This is a genomic window from Nocardia sp. NPDC101769 (genome assembly GCF_044766925.1).
Classification (GTDB): Bacteria; Actinomycetota; Actinomycetes; order Mycobacteriales; family Mycobacteriaceae; genus Nocardia.
Map to the genome: position 1 here is coordinate 74,440 of NZ_JBIWMX010000020.1, position 17,848 is coordinate 92,287.

Consider the following 17,848-nt stretch of genomic DNA (forward strand, 5'->3'; position numbering starts at 1 on the left):
GAAACTCATTTACTTAATTTTGGTAAGTAAACCAAAGGATCGCCGCATGACTACGACCGCTGTCGGTCAGGTCGACGGGACCAAACCCGCAGACCACTCGAAGGCCCACCTCGGCCTGACATTGCTCGCACTGTGCGCGGCCGGCCTGGTCGTGTCGTTGCAGCAGACCGTCGTGATTCCGCTGCTGCCGCGTTTCATCACGCAGCTGCACACCGACGTCGCCGGTGTCACCTGGCTGTTCACCGCCGCCCTGCTCTCCGGCGCGGTCGCCACCCCGTTGCTGTCCCGCTTCGGCGATATGTACGGCAAGAAGCCCATGGTGATGGTCACCATGGGCGTGCTCATCGTCGGCTCGGTCATCTGTGCCTTCGCCACCACGCTGCCCGTCTACATCGCCGGCCGCGCGCTGCAGGGCATCTCCTCGGCCATGATCCCGCTCGCCATCGGCATCATCCGCGATACCTTCCCGCGCGAAAGACTGATCAGCGCAATCGGAATCGTCTCCGGCACCATGGGCGTCGGCGGCACCATCGGCCTGCTGGCCACCGGCATCATCGCCGACCACACCACCAACCCGCACCCGGTCTTCTGGCTGACCGCGGTCCTGGGCGTCATCGCCACCGTGCTGATCCAGGTGAGCGCCAAGAACAATGGCGTCCGCCACGGCGGCAAGCCCGACTTCATCGGCGCCGCGCTGCTGGCCGCCCTGCTGATCTGCCTGCTGCTGGGCATCAGCGAGGGCCCGCGCTGGGGCTGGGGCTCCAGCTCGGTCGTCACGATGTTCGTGGCAGCCGCCGTGCTCGCCGCGATCTGGGTGTTCGTGGAGCTCAAGGTCGAACAGCCGCTGGTGCGCCTGCAGCTGCTGGTCGGGCCGCAGTCGCTGTCCGCCAATGTGGCCTCGGCCCTGCTCGGCTTCTCCATGTTCGGCGCGTTCTCGCTGGTGTCCAACTTCATTCAGACCCCGGCGGACAAGGTCGGCTACGGCCTGTCCGGCACCGTGCTCTCGGTCGGCCTCTACGGAATCCCGAGCGCGGCGCTCATGACCTACTTCTCCTTCAATACCGGCCGCATCTCCGCCAAGATCGGCCCCGCCTACACCCTGGCCATCGGCGCGGTGTTCGCCGGTCTGTCCATGGGGTGGCTGGCCATCTCGCACGATCACAAGTTCGACATGATCGTGGCGCAGGTGTTGCAGGGCACCGGTTTCGGCATCGGCTACGCGGCGCTGGGCACCCTGGCCGTGCAGCACGTGCCGATGAGCGAGAGCGGTATCGCCTCGGGCATCAACTCGCTGGTGCGCACCGCCGGCGGTTCGATCGCCGGTGCGATCACGGGCTCCATCCTGACCGCCCACGTCCTGCACCTCGGCCCGCACGCCGCGGTCCCGACCGAGGGCGCGTACGTCGCCAGCTTCGCGACCCTCGCTGTCGGCGCGTTCGGCGCGGCCGCCGTCGCCCTCGGCCATGGCATCCGCCACAAGGGGCACTGACCATCTGTCGGGCACAGAAGCCCGCGCACGCCGTCGGCGTGCGCGGGCTTCTCCTATGCGGGGACCGCTAGGTCAGCACCTCGGTACGAGCACCGTCGACGACAACGACATGGTCGTCGGTCAGCGCCCAGTGCGGGATTCCCCCAGCTGTGTACTCGCGCACCAGTTTCCGGGACAACCCCTCGGGGTCGGTCGGGGAGTCCAGGTGCGGGACGATGCGGCGATCGACCAGACCCAGCCCGTCCCAGCGCGGTTCGACGCCGCAGGCGGTGCGGACCTCGTTGGGGTCGTCGATGGCTTCGATGCCGTGCAGGTCGGGGGCCATGACGCAGGCGCCCGCGCTGTAGCCGGCGTAGACCAGCGCATCCTCCGCGAGCAGCGTGGTCAGGGCGAGATCGGCTCCGCTGCGGGCGAATTGGGCGCGCAGTACGAAGGTGTTGCCGCCGCGCACCCACACCATCGGGTACTCGCGGAGCCGCTGCTCTACCTCGGCCGGACGGCCGAGGTAGAGACGCAGATCCAGGACATCGGGCCGGAACCCCAGGCGGCGCAATGGCACCAGGTCGCTGGTGACCGCGCCCTGCCAGGCCGAGGGCCAGGCATCACAGGCATTGGCGATGACCGCCACCGGTCCGGGATCGCCGACCAGCTCGAGCAGTCGCCGCTGGTGCGCGCCGAAACGGTAGCTGGACAGGAACAGTCGCACGGTCAGATGGTGAAGGCCAGGCTGCGGACCAGGCGGTTGCCGAGGTCGGTATCGCCGGTGAGCGTGATCTCCCCCGCGTGCGCGGCGGCGGTGGTGCGGCCGCCGCGCAGGCGAGCGAACAGGCCGGAGTCCATGGTCACCGCGAGACCCGCCGGGGCGTCGAGGGTTTCGACCAGGCTCGCCCGGCCGCCATCGACGGCCACGTGCAGCGTCTGGGGCACCGGGCCGGTGAGCTCGAAGGTGATACGCGAACCGTCCGGTGCGCCCGCGCCTTTGACCGCCGCCTTGCCGAGCGCGGTCAGCAGTTCGGTGAAGGCCGCCGCGCCGCGGCTGCCGCCCTCGTCGACGGCCACACCGAGCGCGTCGGCGATATCGTGCTCGTGCATCCAGCAGTCGAACAGGCGGATCCGCATGAACCGGCCGTAGGGGGCCATACCCACCGGGGTCGGCACGAGTTCGGCCCAGGCATCGGCGGTGGTCTGCTCCAGCATCTTCGACCGGCGGCCGGTGACATCCAGGAACCGTTCCAGCAGCTGCGAACCGGTGAGCGGGCGCAGCGAGTCGATCCACTTCTCGTTGAGCGCGCCGATGTCGTTGCGAATGTGCTCGCCGGCCACCGCGAGATCGGGGGTCAGCTCGCCCAGCAGGATCGATTCGGTGCCGATCACATGGGCGAGCACATCGAACACGGTCCAGCCGGGCAGCGGTGAGGCCGTGCGCCAGCGATTCTCGTCCAGGCCGTCCACCAGCCGGGTAAGGGCGTCCCACTGGTCGGACAAGAGGGCCGTGATCTCGGCGCGGTCGGGCACCGTGTCGGTCATGCGGTGGTCTCCCTTTCTTCGTCGGCGAGCCGGTCCAGTCCGGAACGCAGTGCCGCGGCGGTCCGCTCGGTGTCGTGCGGGCGGCGCAGCACGAAACCCTTGGCGAAGCGCAGAGTGTCGCCGTGGTGGCGCGGGATCACGTGCAGGTGCACGTGATGAACGGTCTGGAATGCGGCCTTGCCGTCATTGATCAGCAGGTTGGCGCCGTCGGCGGCGAGGCCGGCGCGGCGCATGGACTTGGCCAGGCGATGGCCGAAGGCGAAAAGCTGTGCGCCCAGGGCCGGGTCGAGTTCGTCGAGATCGGCGGCGTGGCGCCTGGGAATCACGAGGGTGTGCCCCCGGGTGATGGGCCGGATGTCCAGGAATGCCACCAGGGTGTCGTCTTCGAAGATCTTGGTCGCAGGTGCGTCGCCCGCGCTGATCCGGCAGAACATGCAGCCACTCACCATGCAGACATTACGGCGTACAAGTGATGTGCGACACCCCCTACACGCCCCCGATGTCGACACAACCAGCAACGTACCTACCGGTCAGTAGCACATGGAATTCTTCATACTTGTCGCCGAGCGAACCCCGGTCGAGCATGGAGTTGTCCGGTTTTCTCGCCACACCATGTGACGGGCATCTCCGCTACGCTCACCGCGAACCAGGTACAGTTGCGAGAATTCTCACGAACTTACTACCGAGTAAGTTCTGCCCGCCGTTGGACCGGTGACGCGGCCCCGACACGAGGGTGACCTGGGCTCACCACGAGAAGGAAGTTTGACTAGTGGACACAACGCAGAGCGCACAGACCGCTGCGCCCCGCGGTGCGCGCGTCGGAGTGGTTCGCGAGACGAACCCGGACGAACGACGCGTCGCATTGGTGCCGAAGATCATCCCGGCCCTGCTGAAGCAGGGCGTCGAGGTGATCGTCGAGGCCGGTGCCGGTCTGGGCGCATTGATTCCCGACGAGGCGTACATCGAAGCCGGTGCGACGCTGGGTGATCCGTACAGCGCCGACGTGGTCGTGAAGGTCGCCGCGCCGAACGACAACGAGATCGCCAAGCTGACGTCGGGGCAGACGCTGATCGGGTTCCTCGCACCTCGCAACGCCGACAACAAGATCGATGCGCTGAAGAGCGCGGGCGTGCAAGCCTTTGCGGTGGAAGCCATTCCGCGTATCTCCCGCGCCCAGGTGATGGACGCGCTCTCGTCGCAGGCGAATGTCGCCGGCTACAAGGCCGTGCTGCTCGCCGCGTCGGAGTCCACCCGCTTCTTCCCCATGCTGACCACCGCCGCGGGCACCGTGAAGCCCGCCACCGTGCTGGTGCTCGGTGTGGGTGTCGCCGGTCTGCAGGCGCTGGCCACGGCCAAGCGCCTCGGCGGCCGGACCACCGGTTACGACGTCCGCCCCGAGGTCGCCGACCAGGTGCGCTCGGTCGGCGCGCAGTGGCTGGACCTGGGCATCGACGCCGCCGGTGAGGGCGGTTACGCCCGCGAGCTGACCGACGACGAGAAGGCCCAGCAACAGCAGGCCCTCGAGAACGCCATCAAGGGCTTCGACGTGGTCATCACCACCGCGCTGGTGCCCGGCCGCCCGGCCCCGCGCCTGGTGACCGCGGCCGCCGCGGAGGGCATGAAGCCCGGCAGCGTGATCGTGGACCTGGCCGGTGAGACCGGCGGTAACTGCGAGCTGACCGAACCCGGCAAAACCGTTGTGCGCCACGGCGTCACCATCGCCTCGCCGTTGAACCTGCCGGCCACCATGCCGGAGCACGCCAGCGAGCTGTACTCCAAGAACATCGCCGCCCTGCTCGAACTCATGCTGAAAGACGGTGCCCTGGCGCCCGATTTCGAGGATCAGGTGCTGGCGGATTCCTGCGTGACCCGCGAGCGGAGCGAGCAGAGCGCTCACGAGCGGAGCGAGCAGAGCGCTCACGAGCGGAGCGAGCAGAGCGCTCACGAGCGGAGCGAGCAGAACACCCAGAAGGTGGAAGCCTGATGTACACCCAACTGCTGGCGAATATCGCGATCCTGGTGCTGTCCGGGTTCGTGGGCTTCGCCGTCATCTCCAAGGTGCCCAACACCCTGCACACCCCACTCATGTCCGGCACCAACGCCATTCACGGCATCGTGGTACTCGGCGCGCTGGTGGTGTTCGGCAAGGTGCAGCACCCGTCGGTGCTGATGCAGATCATTCTGTTCGTCGCCGTCGTGTTCGGAACCCTGAACGTCATCGGCGGTTTCGTCGTGACCGACCGCATGCTGGGCATGTTCAAGGCGAAGAAGCCTGCTGCGGGCGAAGCGAAGCGCAGCGATGAATCTGTGAAGGCGGGCCGCTGAGCCATGGACAATCTGGTCAATATCCTCTACGTCGTCGCGTTCGCGCTGTTCATCTACGGTCTGATGGGCCTGACCGGTCCCAAGACCGCGGTGCGCGGCAACTGGATCGCGGCGACCGGCATGGTCATCGCGGTCGTCGCGACGCTCATCGCCATCCGGCACACCAGCAACTGGATCATCATCGTCGCGGGCCTCGTGGTCGGCGTGCTGCTGGGTGTTCCGCCCGCCCGCTTCACCAAGATGACCGCGATGCCGCAGCTGGTCGCCGCGTTCAACGGCGTCGGCGGTGGCACGGTAGCGCTCATCGCCTGGGCCGAATTCCTCGACACCAAGGGCTTTTCCGCGGTGCACGAGCAGCCCTCGGTGCACATCGTCATCGCCTCGCTGTTCGCGGCGATCATCGGCTCGGTCTCGTTCTGGGGCTCGGTCATCGCCTTCGGCAAGTTGCAGGAGATCCTGCCCGGCAAGCCGATCGGCGTGGGCAAGCTGCAGCAGCCACTGAACCTGCTGCTGCTGGCAGGCTCGATCGCCGCGGCCGTGGTGATCGGCATCGGCGCGACCGACACCGGGGTGCCGCAGTACTGGATGATCGCGTTGCTGGTGCTGGCGGGCATTCTCGGCCTGATGGTGGTGCTGCCCATCGGTGGCGCCGACATGCCGGTCGTCATCTCGCTGCTCAACGCCCTCACCGGTCTGTCCGCGGCGGCAGCGGGTCTGGCGCTGGACAACACCGCCATGATCGTGGCCGGCATGATCGTCGGCGCGTCCGGCACCATCCTGACCAACCTGATGGCCAAGGCCATGAACCGGTCCATCCCGGCCATCGTCGCCGGTGGATTCGGCGGCGGCGGAACGGCCCCGGGCGCGAGCGGCGGCGGCGAGCAGAAGCAGGCCAAGGCCACCTCGGCCGCGGACGCCGCGATCCAGATGGCGTATGCCAACCAGGTCATCGTGGTCCCGGGTTACGGTATGGCCGTGGCCCAGGCCCAGCACGCGGTCAAGGAGATGGCGGCGCTGCTCGAGGCCAAGGGCGTCGAGGTCAAGTACGCCATCCACCCGGTCGCCGGTCGTATGCCCGGCCACATGAACGTGCTGCTGGCCGAGGCCGAGGTGTCCTACGACGCCATGAAGGAAATGGACGACATCAACGGCGAGTTCGCCCGCACCGATGTCGCCCTGGTCATCGGGGCCAACGACGTCACCAACCCGGCCGCCCGCGAGGACGCCTCGTCCCCGATCTACGGCATGCCGGTGCTCAACGTCGACCAGGCCAAGTCGGTCATCGTGCTCAAGCGCTCGATGAACTCCGGCTTCGCCGGCATCGACAACCCGCTGTTCTACGCCGACCACACCTCCATGCTGTTCGGCGATGCCAAGAAGTCCGTCGGTGCGGTCACCGAGGAACTCAAGGCGCTGTAGCGGTTTCGTGCAGTACCCCGTTCTTGACCTCCAGGTCTAGAACGGGGTACTTTTGCATTCATGGGCAGACCACGGAGCTTCGACGAAGACGCCGTGGTGGAACGTGCGATGGAGACGTTCTGGACCCATGGCTATGCGAACACCTCCCCCGCCCAGCTCGCGGAAGCCTGCGGCGTCGGAAAAGGCAGTCTCTACAACACCTTCGGAAGCAAGCGGGAGTTGTTCGATCTGTGCATGGCGCTGTACGACCGGACCGGAACGGAGCTGGCCCGGGAGGTCTTGTCACAGCCGGGGACGACCCGCGAACGACTTCGCGCCTGGATGCGGTGGACCGTCGACAACGATCTGGCGCAGCCGGTCCGCCGGGGGTGCCTGGTGGTGAATACCGCCATGGAGCTCGGCGGGCATGATGCCGAGGCGACCAAGGCGGTGACGGCCGCGCACGCACACCTGGTCGAGGCGTTCATCGAACGCATCGACCAGGGGCAGCGCGACGGCGATGTCCGGCCGCAACTCGACGCCCTGGCCTACAGCGAGTTCTTGATGAATACCATTGGCGGCCTTCGCATCATGGCCAAGATCGCGGACGCGGAGACGCTGTACCGAATTATCGACACCGCACTGACCACCCTCTGACTCACGGGCCGCATCCGGCGGCCCTTTTCTCTACCCCAGTTTTTGACCCACAGTTCAAGAAAGGTACGGATCATGGATCTCGGACTGAACGGCAAGACCGCACTCGTCACCGGCGCGAGCCGCGGCATCGGGCTCGCCGTCGCCGAAACGCTCGCCGACGAGGGCGTACGCGTGGTCGGCGTCGCCCGCAATATCACGCCGGAACTCGAAAAGGTCGCGGCGGCCACCGTTTCCGCCGATCTGAGCACCACCGAGGGCGCGCTGGCCGCGGTCGAGACGGCGCTGTCCGAGTTCGGCGGCATCGATATCCTGGTCAACAATGTGGGCGGCGGCGACGCCGACCAGCTGACCCTGGGCAGCTTCCTGGATGTCCCGGACGAGCAATGGCGAAAGCTGTTCGACCTCAACCTGTTCGGCGTCGTCACCACCACCCGCGCGGCACTGCCGAGCATCATCGAGCGGCGCGGCGCGATCGTGACCGTATCCTCGATCAACGCCCGGATCCCGGCGGCCGGCCCGGCGGGCTACAGCGAGGCCAAGGCCGCGCTCACCAACCTCGGTAAGCGGCTCAGCGAGGAATTCGGTCCGCAGGGCGTCCGCGTCAACACGGTGTCGCCCGGACCGGTCGGCACCGACATCTGGCGCGGCCCCGACCACCTCGGCGCGAAGCTGGCCGCGGCCAACGGTATGGACCACGAGCAGTTCCTGAACGCCATTCCGGCGCAGTTCAATATCGCCTCCGGCCGCATCGCCGAAGCGAAGGAGGTGGCGGCGCTGGTCACCTTCCTGGCCTCTGAGCAGGCCGGCATCATCAACGGCGCGGACTACGTGATCGACGGCGGCATCGTCAAGACGGTCTGACACATCGGCACGACAACGGCCCGCGTCCTCGAAAGGAACGCGGGCCGTTGATATTCGATCGATTACAGGTAGAGGCCGGTGCCGTGTTCGGGGTGGGAGTTGGCGACGGCGTGCAGATCACGTTCGCGCAGTACGTAATACGCCTGCGCCTGGATCTCCACCTCGAACTGATCGTCGGCGCTGAACAGCACCTGGTCACCGACGCTCACCGCGCGGACATGGGAACCCACACCACAGACCTCGCCCCACGACAAGCGCTTGGCCACCTGCGCGGTGGCCGGGATGAGAATGCCGCCGCTGCTGCGCCGCTCGCCCGCCTCGGGGTTGAGCTTGACCATGACGCGGTCGTGCAGCATTTGGATCTCTAGCTTGGCATCGGACACCGCGGCAGTGTACTGCGCGAGTACGAGCGGTTACGCCCCGGTGCCCGCGTCCGGCCCGGCGGCCGACGCCACGGTCTCGGGCGCGACGATGCGGCGGATGGCGTCCTTGATCCAGGCGCGCTGCTCCTCCGGATCGGCGTCCACGCCGACGGTGAAGGCGTTGACCTGCGGGACGGCCAGCGGATAGTTGATCATCGACATGAGCAGCATGAGCACCTGGCCGGAGGGCATGTCCGCGCGCATCAGGCCCTTGTCCTGCGCCACCTCGACCTTCTCACGCTTCTCCAGGTAACGGCCGCAGCGCAATTCACCCGCCGAGGCATGCTCCCGGCCCAGTTCCAGGGCCTCCCACTGCAGCAGCCGCAGTAGTTCGGGATGCTCGCGGTGGTAGTCGATGTGCTGGTCGATCCAGGTGTCGAGGTCCTCGATATCGGTGGTCACCGAGCCGGCCACGGTCAGCATGGCCTTCTCCAGCACCTGGTGGAAGAGCTTCTCCTTGTCGCCGAAGTAGGCGTAGATGAGCTGCTTGTTGGCCTTGGCATTGCGTGCGATGCGGTCCACCCGCGCCCCGGCGATCCCGTACTGCGCGAATTCCGCGGTCGCGGCCTCGAAGATGCGGGCCTTCGTGGCCTCGGGATCCCTGGTGCCTGCCATGCCTTCGATGGTAACCAACCAACTGGTTGACAAGCCGGGGATCCCGTTGGAATATCTCTAACCAACCGGTTAGTTACAACACTCGAGTTTCCGGCGCAACGGCGCGCCCGCCACCCCCATTCCCCCTTTCACACTCGGGAGAACGACGTGACCACCCTCGAAAACCGGCCCGCCGCAACGGCTCCCGTCGCGCCCGGCCCCCTCGAGTTCGCCGCCCGCTGGCGCGCACTGCCCGTCATCCTCAGTGCCATGTTCATGGCGATGTTCGACTGGTTCGTCGTCAACGTCGCCGCCTCCTCGCTGCAACACGACCTGCACGCCGGTGAATCGGCGCTGGAACTCATCGTCGGCGGCTACGGCTTCGCCTACGCCTCGGGCCTGATCACCGGCGGCCGGCTCGGCGACCTGCACGGACACCGGCGGCTGTTCGTGATCGGCATGCTCGCCTTCACCTTCGCCTCGCTGCTGTGCGGGCTCGCGCCCAATGCCTGGGCGCTGGTCGCCTTCCGCATTCTGCAGGGCGGCACCGCGGCGCTCATGGTGCCGCAGATGCTCGCGCTCATCAATACACTCTTCCCGCCACACGAACGGCCCAGGGCCATGGCCGCTTTCGGCGCCACCATCGGCATCGGCGCGGTGTCGGGTCAGGTGCTGGGCGGGGTGCTGCTCGACGCCGACCTGTTCGGGTGGGGCTGGCGCACCATCTTCTACATCAATGTGCCGATCGGGCTGATCGCCGCCGCCCTGGCCGCGCGCTGGCTGCCCCGGCACGAGCAGACCCACCGGCCGAAACTGGATCCGATCGGCGCGCTGGGCATCTCGGCCGCGCTGGCGCTGCTGCTGGTCCCGATCACGCTGGGCCGGCCCGAGGGCTGGCCGGTGTGGACCTGGGTCAGCATGCTCGCCTCGATCCCGATGCTGCTGCTCACACTGCGCTACGAGAACCGGCTGGCCGCACGCGGCGGCGAACCCGTCCTCGACACCGGCATGGTGCGCGAACGCGGATTCAGCCTCGGACTGGTGATCGCGGGCGGGTACCTGACCTTCTTCGCCGGATTCATGCTGTGCCTGACGCTCATGCTGCAGAACGGGCTCGGGCTCTCACCGCTCAACGCCGGGCTCGCCTTCGCACCACTGGGACTGTGCTTCGCGGGCAGCTCGTTCTTCCTCGCGCCGCAGGTCGCCGCCCGCATCGGCAATCGGGTCATGGTGGTGGGGACGCTCACCAGCCTCACCGGGCTGGCACTGACCCTGACCGTGCTGGCCACCATGGGCCAGCACGTGAGCGTGCTCGCGCTCATCCCGGGCATGATGATCGTCGGCACCGGTAATGGGCTGACCATTCCTTCGGTGGTCGGGGCGGTGCTGTCCTCGGGGATTCCGGCGCGGCAGGCCGGGATGGCGGCCGGCGTGCTGACCACCTCGCAGCAGTTCGGAAACGCCATCGGCGCAACGGTTCTCGGAGTGATCTTCTTCAGCGCCCTGGGCGCCCACCACGGGACCGGCGGCTACGTGACCGCCATGGAGATGGCCGCGCTGGGCGGAGCCGTGGTGCTGGCCGTCGTGCTCACCGCCGCACTCGCGCTGCCGAAGGCCACCACCGCACGCTGATAGTCCACGCTTGTCGCACGGGCTTCCGGACAAATCAGCCGGAAGCCCGTAGCTTCCTGAGTGTGGACATCGATCTCGACACACTGCGCGGTCTGCTCCCGACGGGCATGGTGGTGACCGATCCGGATGTGCTCGCCGGATATCGGCAGGATCGGGCGCTGGATCCGGACGCCGCGACCGCGCTCGCGCTGGTGCGGCCGATGACAACCGAGCAGGTCGCGACCACTGTGCGGTGGGCGGCCGAGCATCGGGTGCCGATCGTGCCACGCGGGGCCGGGACCGGACTGTCCGGCGGGGCCACCGCGCAACCGGGGGCACTGGTGCTGAGCACCGAGAAGATGCGGGAGATCAGCGTCGACACCGTGACACGGACCGCGGTGGTGCAGCCGGGACTGCTGAACGCCGAGGTCAAGCGGGCCGCGGCCGAACACGGGCTGTGGTATCCGCCGGATCCGTCCTCCTTCGAGATCTGCTCCATAGGCGGGAACGCGGCCACCAATGCCGGCGGGCTGTGCTGCGTGAAATACGGCGTCACAACCGATTACGTGCTCGGTATGGAGGTCGTGCTGGCCGACGGGACCGCGGTGCGGCTGGGCGGGCCGCGGCTCAAGGACTCCGCGGGACTGTCGCTGACCAAACTGTTCGTGGGCAGCGAGGGGACGCTGGGGATCATTACCGAGCTCACCCTGCGGCTGCTGCCCGCGCAGCCGCCGCAGTCCACCGTGGTCGCCACCTTCCCCACACTGACCGCGGCGACCGACGCGATTCTGGCCATCACCGGCCAATTGCGGCCCTCCATGCTGGAATTCATGGATTCGGTGGCCATCAATGCCGTCGAGGACGAGCTACGTATGGGACTCGACCGGAACGCGGCGGGGCTGCTGGTGGCGCGGTCCGACGCCCCGGGCGAACACGCCGGGCACGAGGCCGACATCATGCTGGCCGCCTGCGAAAAGGCCGGGGCCACCGAGGCTTTCCGCACCGACGATCCCGACGAGGGCGAAGCCTTCTGCGCGGCACGGCGATTCGCCATCCCGGCCGTGGAACGCAAAGGGCCGCTGCTGCTCGAGGACGTGGGCGTGCCGTTGCCCCGGCTCGGCGACCTGGTCACCGGCATCGCCGAGATCGCCGCGCACCGGCGGGTGCTCATCTCCGTCATCGCGCACGCGGGCGACGGCAACACCCATCCCCTGATCGTCCACGACCCCGACGACCCGGAGGAGTCCGAGCGCGCGCACTTCGCGTTCGGCGAGATCATGGACCTGGCCATCGGCCTGGGCGGCACCATCACCGGCGAACACGGCGTGGGCCGGCTGAAGAAGGCCTGGTTACCCGATCAGCTCGGCCCCGACGTGATGGCACTCACTCGCCTGATCAAGGACGCACTGGATCCACACGGGATACTCAATCCGGGCGCGGTCCTCTGACCGGCCGCCGGAACAATCCACATCACGAGGGAGTTCACACCGGTCATGAGCACCAAGCTGGAACACAATGCCGACGCGACCCGCTACGAGATCTACCTGGACGGTACTCTCGCGGGCTACGCCGACTACGCGGAGCGGGTGGACGGCGACACCAGGGTCCGCGACATCCAGCACACCCTCACCTTTCCCGAGTTCCGGGGCCGCGGCGTGGCCGCACAGGTGGTGGAGTTCGCGCTGAACGACGCGCGCACGGATGGTTTCTCGATCATCCCCACCTGCTGGTACGTCGAGAAGTACATCGGGGAGCACCCCGAATACGCCAACCTGGTGGCCTAATTCGCGCGGTGGTGCCGGCGCTGCCAGACCCGGAAGTGCCGGTCTGCGCTGCCCACCATCGCCTCCCCCACCTTCGCGTCGTCGAACCCCGGTAGTGATTGCAGCTTGGCCAGGAACGCGGTGTCGGCGGCCGAGTAGGGCACCACGCACCCCTTACCGGTGGCCCCGATCAAGACGAAGAACACGTCCCCCGCGAACGGGCCGTCGGCCGCCGTAATGATCCGTACCTCTGCCAGTTCCGTCCACGCGACCTCTTCCACCCGTCCGTCGGCCAGTGTGCGCCGGACGAAGGTGTCGTTGATTTCGACTCCGGCCATGGCTCCATAGTGCCCCGGGCATCCCCACCCGAACAGCCCTCAAACCCGCGCTTTACCCGGGGAAGCCCCGAAAAGAAGCTCCGGCGAACTGTTCCTCCGCACATCGACGGCGAACCGATTCGTAGGGCAATTCTCCAGCTACTAAACAGATTTCGGCGTGGGGTCGTGGCGACATCCCGGCGGGAACCGGTGTGGAGCTGGCAGTCGGCTGTGAAAAGCCAGCATTTCATAGCTTTCGGGCAAGCGGGCCCGTTAGGGTCCAAAAGCCCCTTGACCCAGGGGTTTTCAACAACCGGGGAGATATAGACCTTATGAAGAAGTCGGTCCTTGCTCGCTCTAGCGCCGGAATCGTCGGAGCGGCGGCCGTAGCCGGGCTCACCATCGCGATGGCCCCCGCCGCCTCCGCGCAGCTCGCCATCACCAACTCGACGGCCTACTGCGCCGGCACCACCTACACGATCACCTTCCCCGCGGCCGACGCCGCGGCCATGGCGTCGCAGTACGGTGCCAACAACTTCGTCCTGGAAGCCACCAACACCACCGGCAACGTCACCTGGTGGTCGGCGCCGGTGACCTCCACCTCCGGCCAGGACGTGACCTTCCAGTGGACCCCGTCCTCGTCGGTCCCCGCCTCCGCCTCCGCGGTCGGCTCCTGGAACCTCTACGTCACCGAGTCCGGCGTCGCCGCCGCGGCCGAGGGCCCCCTCTCGGTCACCGTCGTCCAGACCGCCCCCTCCGGCACCACCTGCTCCCCGTCCACCCTCGGCACCGGCAGCGCGAGCCAAACCCTCGGCTCCCTCCTCACCAACCTGCTCAGCAGCCTGTCCGCCTCCTCCACAGGACAGTAGGAGCAATCGGTCCAGCAGGACCGAGCAAAACAGTTGGAGGCGGCCCGAGTCGAAACTCGGAGCCGCCTCCAATAGTTTGTCGAGATCGAGAAACGATCAGCGCAGGATCTGACGCGACATGACGACGCGCTGGATCTGGTTGGTGCCCTCGTAGATCTGGGTGATCTTGGCGTCGCGCATCATGCGCTCCACCGGGAAGTCGGTGGTGTAGCCGGCGCCGCCGAAGAGCTGGACGGCGTTGGTGGTGACCTCCATGGCCACGTCCGAGGCGAAGCACTTGGCGGCCGCGGAGATGAAGCCGAGGTTCTTCTCGCCACGCTCGGCGCGGGCGGCCGAGGTGTAGACCATGAGGCGGGCGGCCTCGATCTTCATGGCCATGTCGGCCAGCATGAACTGGGTGTTCTGGAAGTCGGCGATGGCCTTGCCGAACTGCTTGCGGTCCTTGGTGTAGGCGATCGCGGCGTCCAGGGCGCCCTGGGCGATGCCGACGGCCTGCGCGCCGATGGTCGGGCGGGTGTGGTCCAGGGTCTGCAGCGCGGTCTTGAAACCGGTGCCGGGCTCTCCGACGATGCGGTCGCCGGGGACCTTGCAGTTCTCGAAGTACAGCTCGGCGGTCGGGGAACCCTTGATACCCAGCTTGTGCTCCAGCGGGCCGACCACGAAGCCCTCGTCGTCCTTGTGGACCATGAACGAGGAGATGCCGTTGGCGCCCTTGTCGGCGTCGGTGACGGCCATGACGGTGTACCAGTCGGACCGGCCGCCGTTGGTGATCCAGCACTTGGAGCCGTTGATGATCCAGCCGTCGCCGTCCTGACGCGCGCGGGTGCGCATGGAGGCGGCGTCGGAGCCGGCCTCACGCTCGGACAGGGCGTAGGAGGCCATCTTGCCCGCGACGATGTCGGACAGCACCTTGTGCTTGAGTTCCTCGGAGCCGTTGAGGATCAGGCCCATGGTGCCCAGCTTGTTGACGGCCGGGATGAGCGAGGAGGAACCGCAGACGCGGGCGACCTCTTCGATCACGATGCAGGTGGCGACCGAGTCCGCGCCCTGGCCACCGTAGGTCTCCGGCACGTGCACGGCATTGAAGCCGGCCGCGTTGAGGGCGGTCAGCGCCTCCTCGGGGAAGCGGGCGTTGCCGTCCACGTCCTTCGCGTAGGGGGCGATCTCCTTCTCGGACAGGCCGCGGATGGCCTCGCGCAGCTCGTGGTGGAAGTCCTCGAGCTGGAACAGGTTGAAATCGGGGTTGCCCGCCATGGGGTTGTCTCCTGGTCGTCGGGGGATCGCCGCTGGTTGCCCAGCATCGCCAACTTATGCGGCACTCAGTGCCAGTCGAAGCCGAGTATACGCCGCGATATCGCGGTTACGTGCGAGTACTTACCCACCAATCTGTGGCACGCAGTGTCATCTTGGCCACTGCCGACATGTCACGGCGCATCTTTCGGAGGCACAGCCAGGCGGCGGGCCAGCAGGTCGGCGACCTGCCGGGGCGACAGATCACGGGGGAACACCGCGACCACCATCTGATCCGACCCTGTCGCGGCGTCCCGCGCGGCGCCCCCGCGCGGAATCGCCGCCAGCGCCGCGCGCAGATCCGCGGGACTCGCCGCCGACTCGCCGCGCACCATGCGCCGCAGCAGATAGTTGTGCGTCGCCGTCACCGCCGCCGTGAACTGCACCAGTGCCAGATCCGCACTACCCGGCGACCGCCGGCGCAGATAGTCGGTGAACAACCGCTCGTACCGGAAGACCGTCACGATCTCCCGCTCGCGCAGCGTCGGCACCTGTCGCACCACCCCGTAGCGCCGGGCCGCGATATCCCGCCACTGCGTGAACCGCTCGAACACCTCGACCACGGCCTCGCACACGGCATCCCACGGATCCCCCTGCGCCGCCTCCAGGAACGCCCGCGCCTGGGCCAGCTGCGACTCGTGATCGGCGAAGACCACATCTTCCTTGGACCGGAACTGCCGGAAGAAGGTCCGTCGCGAAATCCCCGCCGCCTCCGCGATCTCATCGACCGTCGTTGCCTCGTAACCCTTTTCGGCGAACAGCCGTAGCGCCTGATCCACCACGGTGAGACGGCGCTGGGTCGAATCCGCGTCGGCGCGCGGCCGTGCGGGCTGGTCGATAGGCATCCGCCAACGGTAGCGACCCGGGCGGACCGCTCCGCACGCCACGGCCGACGGCGCGCGGAACGGTGACGTCAGCTCAGGAGAACGATGGCGCTCAGCCCAGCAGCTTGGTCCGGAGCGCCTCGTCCTTCTCCAGGACCAGCTTTTCCAGGCTCACCTGGAAACGTTCCATGCGGGAACGCAATTCGGGGTCGGCGGTGGCGAGGATGCGGACCGCGAGCAGGCCGGCATTGCGGGCGCCACCGATGGAGACCGTGGCGACCGGGACTCCGGCGGGCATCTGGACGATCGACAGCAGGGAGTCCATGCCGTCCAGGTACTTCAGCGGCACAGGCACGCCGATGACCGGGAGCGGGGTGGCCGAGGCGACCATGCCGGGCAGGTGGGCCGCGCCGCCCGCCCCCGCGATGATCACCTTGACGCCGCGGTCGGCCGCACTCTTGGCGTAGTCGAGCATGCGCTGCGGGGTACGGTGCGCGGAGACCACGCCGACCTCGAAGCGAATGCCGAACTCGGCCAGGGCTTCCGCGGCCGCCTCCATGGTGGGCCAGTCGGAGTCCGACCCCATGATGAGGCCAACCTGTGCGGTGTCAGTCATGGTGCGGATCCCATCCGTCGGTCCAGATCGCGTGCGACATCCAGTGCGCCGCCCGCTCGGCTTTCTCCCTGGTCTCGGCCACGTCGTCGCCGAGGATATTGATGTGGCCGATCTTGCGGTCGGGGCGTTCGCCCTTGCCGTAGAGGTGCACCTTGGCCTCGGGGATGCGGGCCGAAAGATGGTGCAGCCGTTCGTCCATGGACATCTCGGGGGCCTGCGGCGCGCCCAGGATATTGGCCATGACGGTGACCGGAGCCAGCGGCTTGGTGCTGCCCAGCGGGTAGTCCAGGACCGCGCGCAGGTGCTGCTCGAACTGGCCGGTGCAGGCGCCGTCCATGCCCCAGTGGCCGGAGTTGTGCGGGCGCATGGCCAGCTCGTTGACCAGCAGCTCGCCGGCGCGGGTCTCGAACAGCTCCACGGCCATGACGCCGGTCACGCCGAGCTCGGCGGCCAGGCGCAGGGCGAGTGCCTCGGCCTCGGTGGCCCTGGCCTCGTTCAGGTCCTGCGCGGGCGCGATGACCACCGCGCACTGGCCGTTGCGCTGCACGGTCTCGACCACCGGCCAGGCGGCGGCCTGCCCGAAGGGGGAGCGCGCCACCATGGCCGACAGCTCCCGCTTCAGGTCCACCTTGGCCTCGGCCATCAGCGAGACCCCGTGGGCCAGCTGGTCTTCGATGATCGGGGCGGCCTCGGCGGCATCGGCGGGCATCCACACGCCGCGGCCGTCGTAGCCGCCGCGCACCGCCTTGAGCACGAAGGGCCAGCCGTGCTCGTCGGCGAAGGTCACCGCGTCGGCGACCGAGGTCACCTCGGTGTAGGCCGGGATCGGCACGCCCAGCTCGGCCAGCTTGCGCCGCATCCGGAGCTTGTCCTGGGCGTAGATCAGCGCCTGCGGCGGCGGCTGCACGTTCACGCCCTCGGCGATGAGCGCCTCCAGGTGCGCGGTCGGCACGTGCTCGTGGTCGAAGGTCAGTGCGTAGGAGCCGACGGCGGCCTTGCGCAGCGCGGCCAGATCGTCGTGGCTGCCGAGGACCACGTCCGGCGTCACCTGGGCGGCCGGGTCGTCGGGTCGCTCGACGAGCACGCGCAGCCGCTGGCCCAGCGCGATGGCCGCCTGATGGGTCATGCGCGCGAGCTGACCACCGCCGATCATGGTGACGGTGGGCATCGCGGAGGAATCGAAGGAACGGGCGCTCACGCTGCACCATGTTGTCATGACACCCACGGGCGGCCGACCCGCGGGTCGCATGACAGGTATCTGCCCCGATTTGTACCGGCCGGACAG

The 17,848-nt window shown here is 67.9% G+C and carries 20 protein-coding genes; 10 read left to right on the top strand and 10 right to left on the bottom strand.

From position 1 onward, the window contains the following. Positions 1-46: 46 nt before the first annotated feature. Positions 47-1,489: an MFS transporter gene (locus ACIRRA_RS27855; protein ID WP_402773879.1), complete on the top strand. Its 1,443-nt coding sequence runs from the start codon at positions 47-49 to the stop codon at positions 1,487-1,489. A 67-nt stretch (positions 1,490-1,556) separates the two neighbouring features. On the opposite strand, the gene ACIRRA_RS27860 is transcribed toward ACIRRA_RS27855, so the two are convergent. From ACIRRA_RS27860 to ACIRRA_RS27870, 3 genes are read right to left on the bottom strand one after another with little or no spacing between them, the layout of a single operon-like run. Continuing rightward, positions 1,557-2,195, bottom strand: a complete 639-nt coding sequence (locus ACIRRA_RS27860) for a Type 1 glutamine amidotransferase-like domain-containing protein (protein ID WP_402773882.1) — start codon at positions 2,193-2,195, stop codon at positions 1,557-1,559. A 2-nt stretch (positions 2,196-2,197) separates the two neighbouring features. Further along, positions 2,198-3,016, bottom strand: coding sequence for a maleylpyruvate isomerase family mycothiol-dependent enzyme (locus tag ACIRRA_RS27865; protein ID WP_402773885.1), 819 nt, complete (start codon positions 3,014-3,016; stop codon positions 2,198-2,200). Continuing rightward, on the bottom strand, positions 3,013-3,462 hold the full coding sequence (locus ACIRRA_RS27870; RefSeq protein ID WP_402774129.1) for an HIT family protein: 450 nt from the start codon (positions 3,460-3,462) through the stop codon (positions 3,013-3,015). Before ACIRRA_RS27870 ends, ACIRRA_RS27865 begins: the two co-directional genes overlap by 4 nt. A gap of 323 nt (positions 3,463-3,785) precedes the next feature. Here ACIRRA_RS27870 and ACIRRA_RS27875 point away from each other — a divergent pair, with 323 nt between their 5' ends. The 5 genes from ACIRRA_RS27875 (at position 3,786) to ACIRRA_RS27895 (ending at position 8,257) form a co-directional block, all read left to right on the top strand. Continuing rightward, entirely contained in the window at positions 3,786-5,000 is a 1,215-nt protein-coding gene (locus tag ACIRRA_RS27875; protein ID WP_402773888.1) for a Re/Si-specific NAD(P)(+) transhydrogenase subunit alpha, read from the top strand. Beyond that, complete coding sequence (locus ACIRRA_RS27880) at positions 5,000-5,341, top strand: NAD(P) transhydrogenase subunit alpha (protein WP_040855936.1); 342 nt, start codon at positions 5,000-5,002, stop codon at positions 5,339-5,341. Before ACIRRA_RS27875 ends, ACIRRA_RS27880 begins: the two co-directional genes overlap by 1 nt. Before the next feature lie 3 nt (positions 5,342-5,344). Further along, positions 5,345-6,760: an NAD(P)(+) transhydrogenase (Re/Si-specific) subunit beta gene (locus tag ACIRRA_RS27885; protein ID WP_402773892.1), complete on the top strand. Its 1,416-nt coding sequence runs from the start codon at positions 5,345-5,347 to the stop codon at positions 6,758-6,760. Between the two features lie 60 nt (positions 6,761-6,820). Continuing rightward, complete coding sequence (locus tag ACIRRA_RS27890; protein WP_402773895.1) at positions 6,821-7,396, top strand: TetR/AcrR family transcriptional regulator; 576 nt, start codon at positions 6,821-6,823, stop codon at positions 7,394-7,396. A gap of 72 nt (positions 7,397-7,468) precedes the next feature. Continuing rightward, positions 7,469-8,257, top strand: a complete 789-nt coding sequence (locus ACIRRA_RS27895) for an SDR family oxidoreductase (protein ID WP_402773898.1) — start codon at positions 7,469-7,471, stop codon at positions 8,255-8,257. A gap of 62 nt (positions 8,258-8,319) precedes the next feature. Here ACIRRA_RS27895 and ACIRRA_RS27900 read toward each other — a convergent pair whose 3' ends face one another. Both ACIRRA_RS27900 and ACIRRA_RS27905 read right to left on the bottom strand, forming a co-directional pair. Further along, a complete protein-coding gene (locus ACIRRA_RS27900; RefSeq protein ID WP_328601883.1) occupies positions 8,320-8,640 on the bottom strand; it encodes a co-chaperone GroES in 321 nt (106 codons plus the stop codon). Between the two features lie 30 nt (positions 8,641-8,670). Further along, a complete protein-coding gene (locus ACIRRA_RS27905) occupies positions 8,671-9,294 on the bottom strand; it encodes a TetR family transcriptional regulator (protein WP_402773901.1) in 624 nt (207 codons plus the stop codon). Positions 9,295-9,441: 147 nt separating this feature from the next. Here ACIRRA_RS27905 and ACIRRA_RS27910 point away from each other — a divergent pair, with 147 nt between their 5' ends. From ACIRRA_RS27910 to ACIRRA_RS27920, 3 genes are all read left to right on the top strand, one after another. Next, positions 9,442-10,905, top strand: coding sequence for an MFS transporter (locus ACIRRA_RS27910; RefSeq protein ID WP_402773904.1), 1,464 nt, complete (start codon positions 9,442-9,444; stop codon positions 10,903-10,905). A gap of 107 nt (positions 10,906-11,012) precedes the next feature. Next, positions 11,013-12,332, top strand: a complete 1,320-nt coding sequence (locus ACIRRA_RS27915) for an FAD-binding oxidoreductase (protein WP_402774132.1) — start codon at positions 11,013-11,015, stop codon at positions 12,330-12,332. A gap of 45 nt (positions 12,333-12,377) precedes the next feature. Then, a complete protein-coding gene (locus ACIRRA_RS27920; protein WP_402773906.1) occupies positions 12,378-12,668 on the top strand; it encodes a GNAT family N-acetyltransferase in 291 nt (96 codons plus the stop codon). Here ACIRRA_RS27920 and ACIRRA_RS27925 read toward each other — a convergent pair. Next, on the bottom strand, positions 12,665-12,985 hold the full coding sequence (locus ACIRRA_RS27925) for a hypothetical protein (protein WP_354830095.1): 321 nt from the start codon (positions 12,983-12,985) through the stop codon (positions 12,665-12,667). The genes ACIRRA_RS27920 and ACIRRA_RS27925 overlap by 4 nt on opposite strands. A gap of 311 nt (positions 12,986-13,296) precedes the next feature. Between ACIRRA_RS27925 and ACIRRA_RS27930 the strand changes: the two genes are divergently transcribed. Continuing rightward, entirely contained in the window at positions 13,297-13,833 is a 537-nt protein-coding gene (locus ACIRRA_RS27930) for a hypothetical protein (protein WP_402773909.1), read from the top strand. Between the two features lie 96 nt (positions 13,834-13,929). On the opposite strand, the gene ACIRRA_RS27935 is transcribed toward ACIRRA_RS27930, so the two are convergent. From ACIRRA_RS27935 to ACIRRA_RS27950, 4 genes are all read right to left on the bottom strand, one after another. Continuing rightward, positions 13,930-15,087 carry an acyl-CoA dehydrogenase gene (locus ACIRRA_RS27935; protein WP_402773912.1) on the bottom strand — a complete coding sequence of 386 codons (1,158 nt, stop codon included), beginning with the start codon at positions 15,085-15,087 and terminating at the stop codon, positions 13,930-13,932. Between the two features lie 170 nt (positions 15,088-15,257). Next, positions 15,258-15,968, bottom strand: a complete 711-nt coding sequence (locus ACIRRA_RS27940; RefSeq protein ID WP_402773914.1) for a TetR family transcriptional regulator — start codon at positions 15,966-15,968, stop codon at positions 15,258-15,260. Between the two features lie 91 nt (positions 15,969-16,059). After that, positions 16,060-16,563 carry a 5-(carboxyamino)imidazole ribonucleotide mutase gene (gene purE, locus ACIRRA_RS27945; protein ID WP_402773917.1) on the bottom strand — a complete coding sequence of 168 codons (504 nt, stop codon included), beginning with the start codon at positions 16,561-16,563 and terminating at the stop codon, positions 16,060-16,062. Continuing rightward, the gene (locus ACIRRA_RS27950; protein ID WP_402773920.1) at positions 16,556-17,779 is read right to left on the bottom strand and encodes a 5-(carboxyamino)imidazole ribonucleotide synthase; all 1,224 of its coding nucleotides are present in this window, start codon (positions 17,777-17,779) and stop codon (positions 16,556-16,558) included. The genes purE and ACIRRA_RS27950 overlap by 8 nt, the downstream gene beginning before the upstream one ends. Between the last annotated feature and the right edge of the window lie 69 nt (positions 17,780-17,848).

Excerpts from the sequence above, each read along its gene's own strand:
- ACIRRA_RS27855 (WP_402773879.1), top strand. The coding sequence starts at position 47 with ATGACTACGACCGCTGTCGGTCAGGTCGACGGGACCAAACCCGCAGAC.
- ACIRRA_RS27865 (WP_402773885.1), bottom strand. The coding sequence starts at position 3,016 with ATGACCGACACGGTGCCCGACCGCGCCGAGATCACGGCCCTCTTGTCC.
- ACIRRA_RS27880 (WP_040855936.1), top strand. The coding sequence starts at position 5,000 with ATGTACACCCAACTGCTGGCGAATATCGCGATCCTGGTGCTGTCCGGG.
- ACIRRA_RS27885 (WP_402773892.1), top strand. The coding sequence starts at position 5,345 with ATGGACAATCTGGTCAATATCCTCTACGTCGTCGCGTTCGCGCTGTTC.
- ACIRRA_RS27890 (WP_402773895.1), top strand. The coding sequence starts at position 6,821 with ATGGGCAGACCACGGAGCTTCGACGAAGACGCCGTGGTGGAACGTGCG.
- ACIRRA_RS27895 (WP_402773898.1), top strand. The coding sequence starts at position 7,469 with ATGGATCTCGGACTGAACGGCAAGACCGCACTCGTCACCGGCGCGAGC.
- ACIRRA_RS27905 (WP_402773901.1), bottom strand. The coding sequence starts at position 9,294 with ATGGCAGGCACCAGGGATCCCGAGGCCACGAAGGCCCGCATCTTCGAG.
- ACIRRA_RS27915 (WP_402774132.1), top strand. The coding sequence starts at position 11,013 with ATGGTGGTGACCGATCCGGATGTGCTCGCCGGATATCGGCAGGATCGG.
- ACIRRA_RS27920 (WP_402773906.1), top strand. The coding sequence starts at position 12,378 with ATGAGCACCAAGCTGGAACACAATGCCGACGCGACCCGCTACGAGATC.
- ACIRRA_RS27925 (WP_354830095.1), bottom strand. The coding sequence starts at position 12,985 with ATGGCCGGAGTCGAAATCAACGACACCTTCGTCCGGCGCACACTGGCC.
- ACIRRA_RS27930 (WP_402773909.1), top strand. The coding sequence starts at position 13,297 with ATGAAGAAGTCGGTCCTTGCTCGCTCTAGCGCCGGAATCGTCGGAGCG.
- ACIRRA_RS27935 (WP_402773912.1), bottom strand. The coding sequence starts at position 15,087 with ATGGCGGGCAACCCCGATTTCAACCTGTTCCAGCTCGAGGACTTCCAC.
- ACIRRA_RS27940 (WP_402773914.1), bottom strand. The coding sequence starts at position 15,968 with ATGCCTATCGACCAGCCCGCACGGCCGCGCGCCGACGCGGATTCGACC.
- purE (WP_402773917.1), bottom strand. The coding sequence starts at position 16,563 with ATGACTGACACCGCACAGGTTGGCCTCATCATGGGGTCGGACTCCGAC.
- ACIRRA_RS27950 (WP_402773920.1), bottom strand. The coding sequence starts at position 17,779 with ATGACAACATGGTGCAGCGTGAGCGCCCGTTCCTTCGATTCCTCCGCG.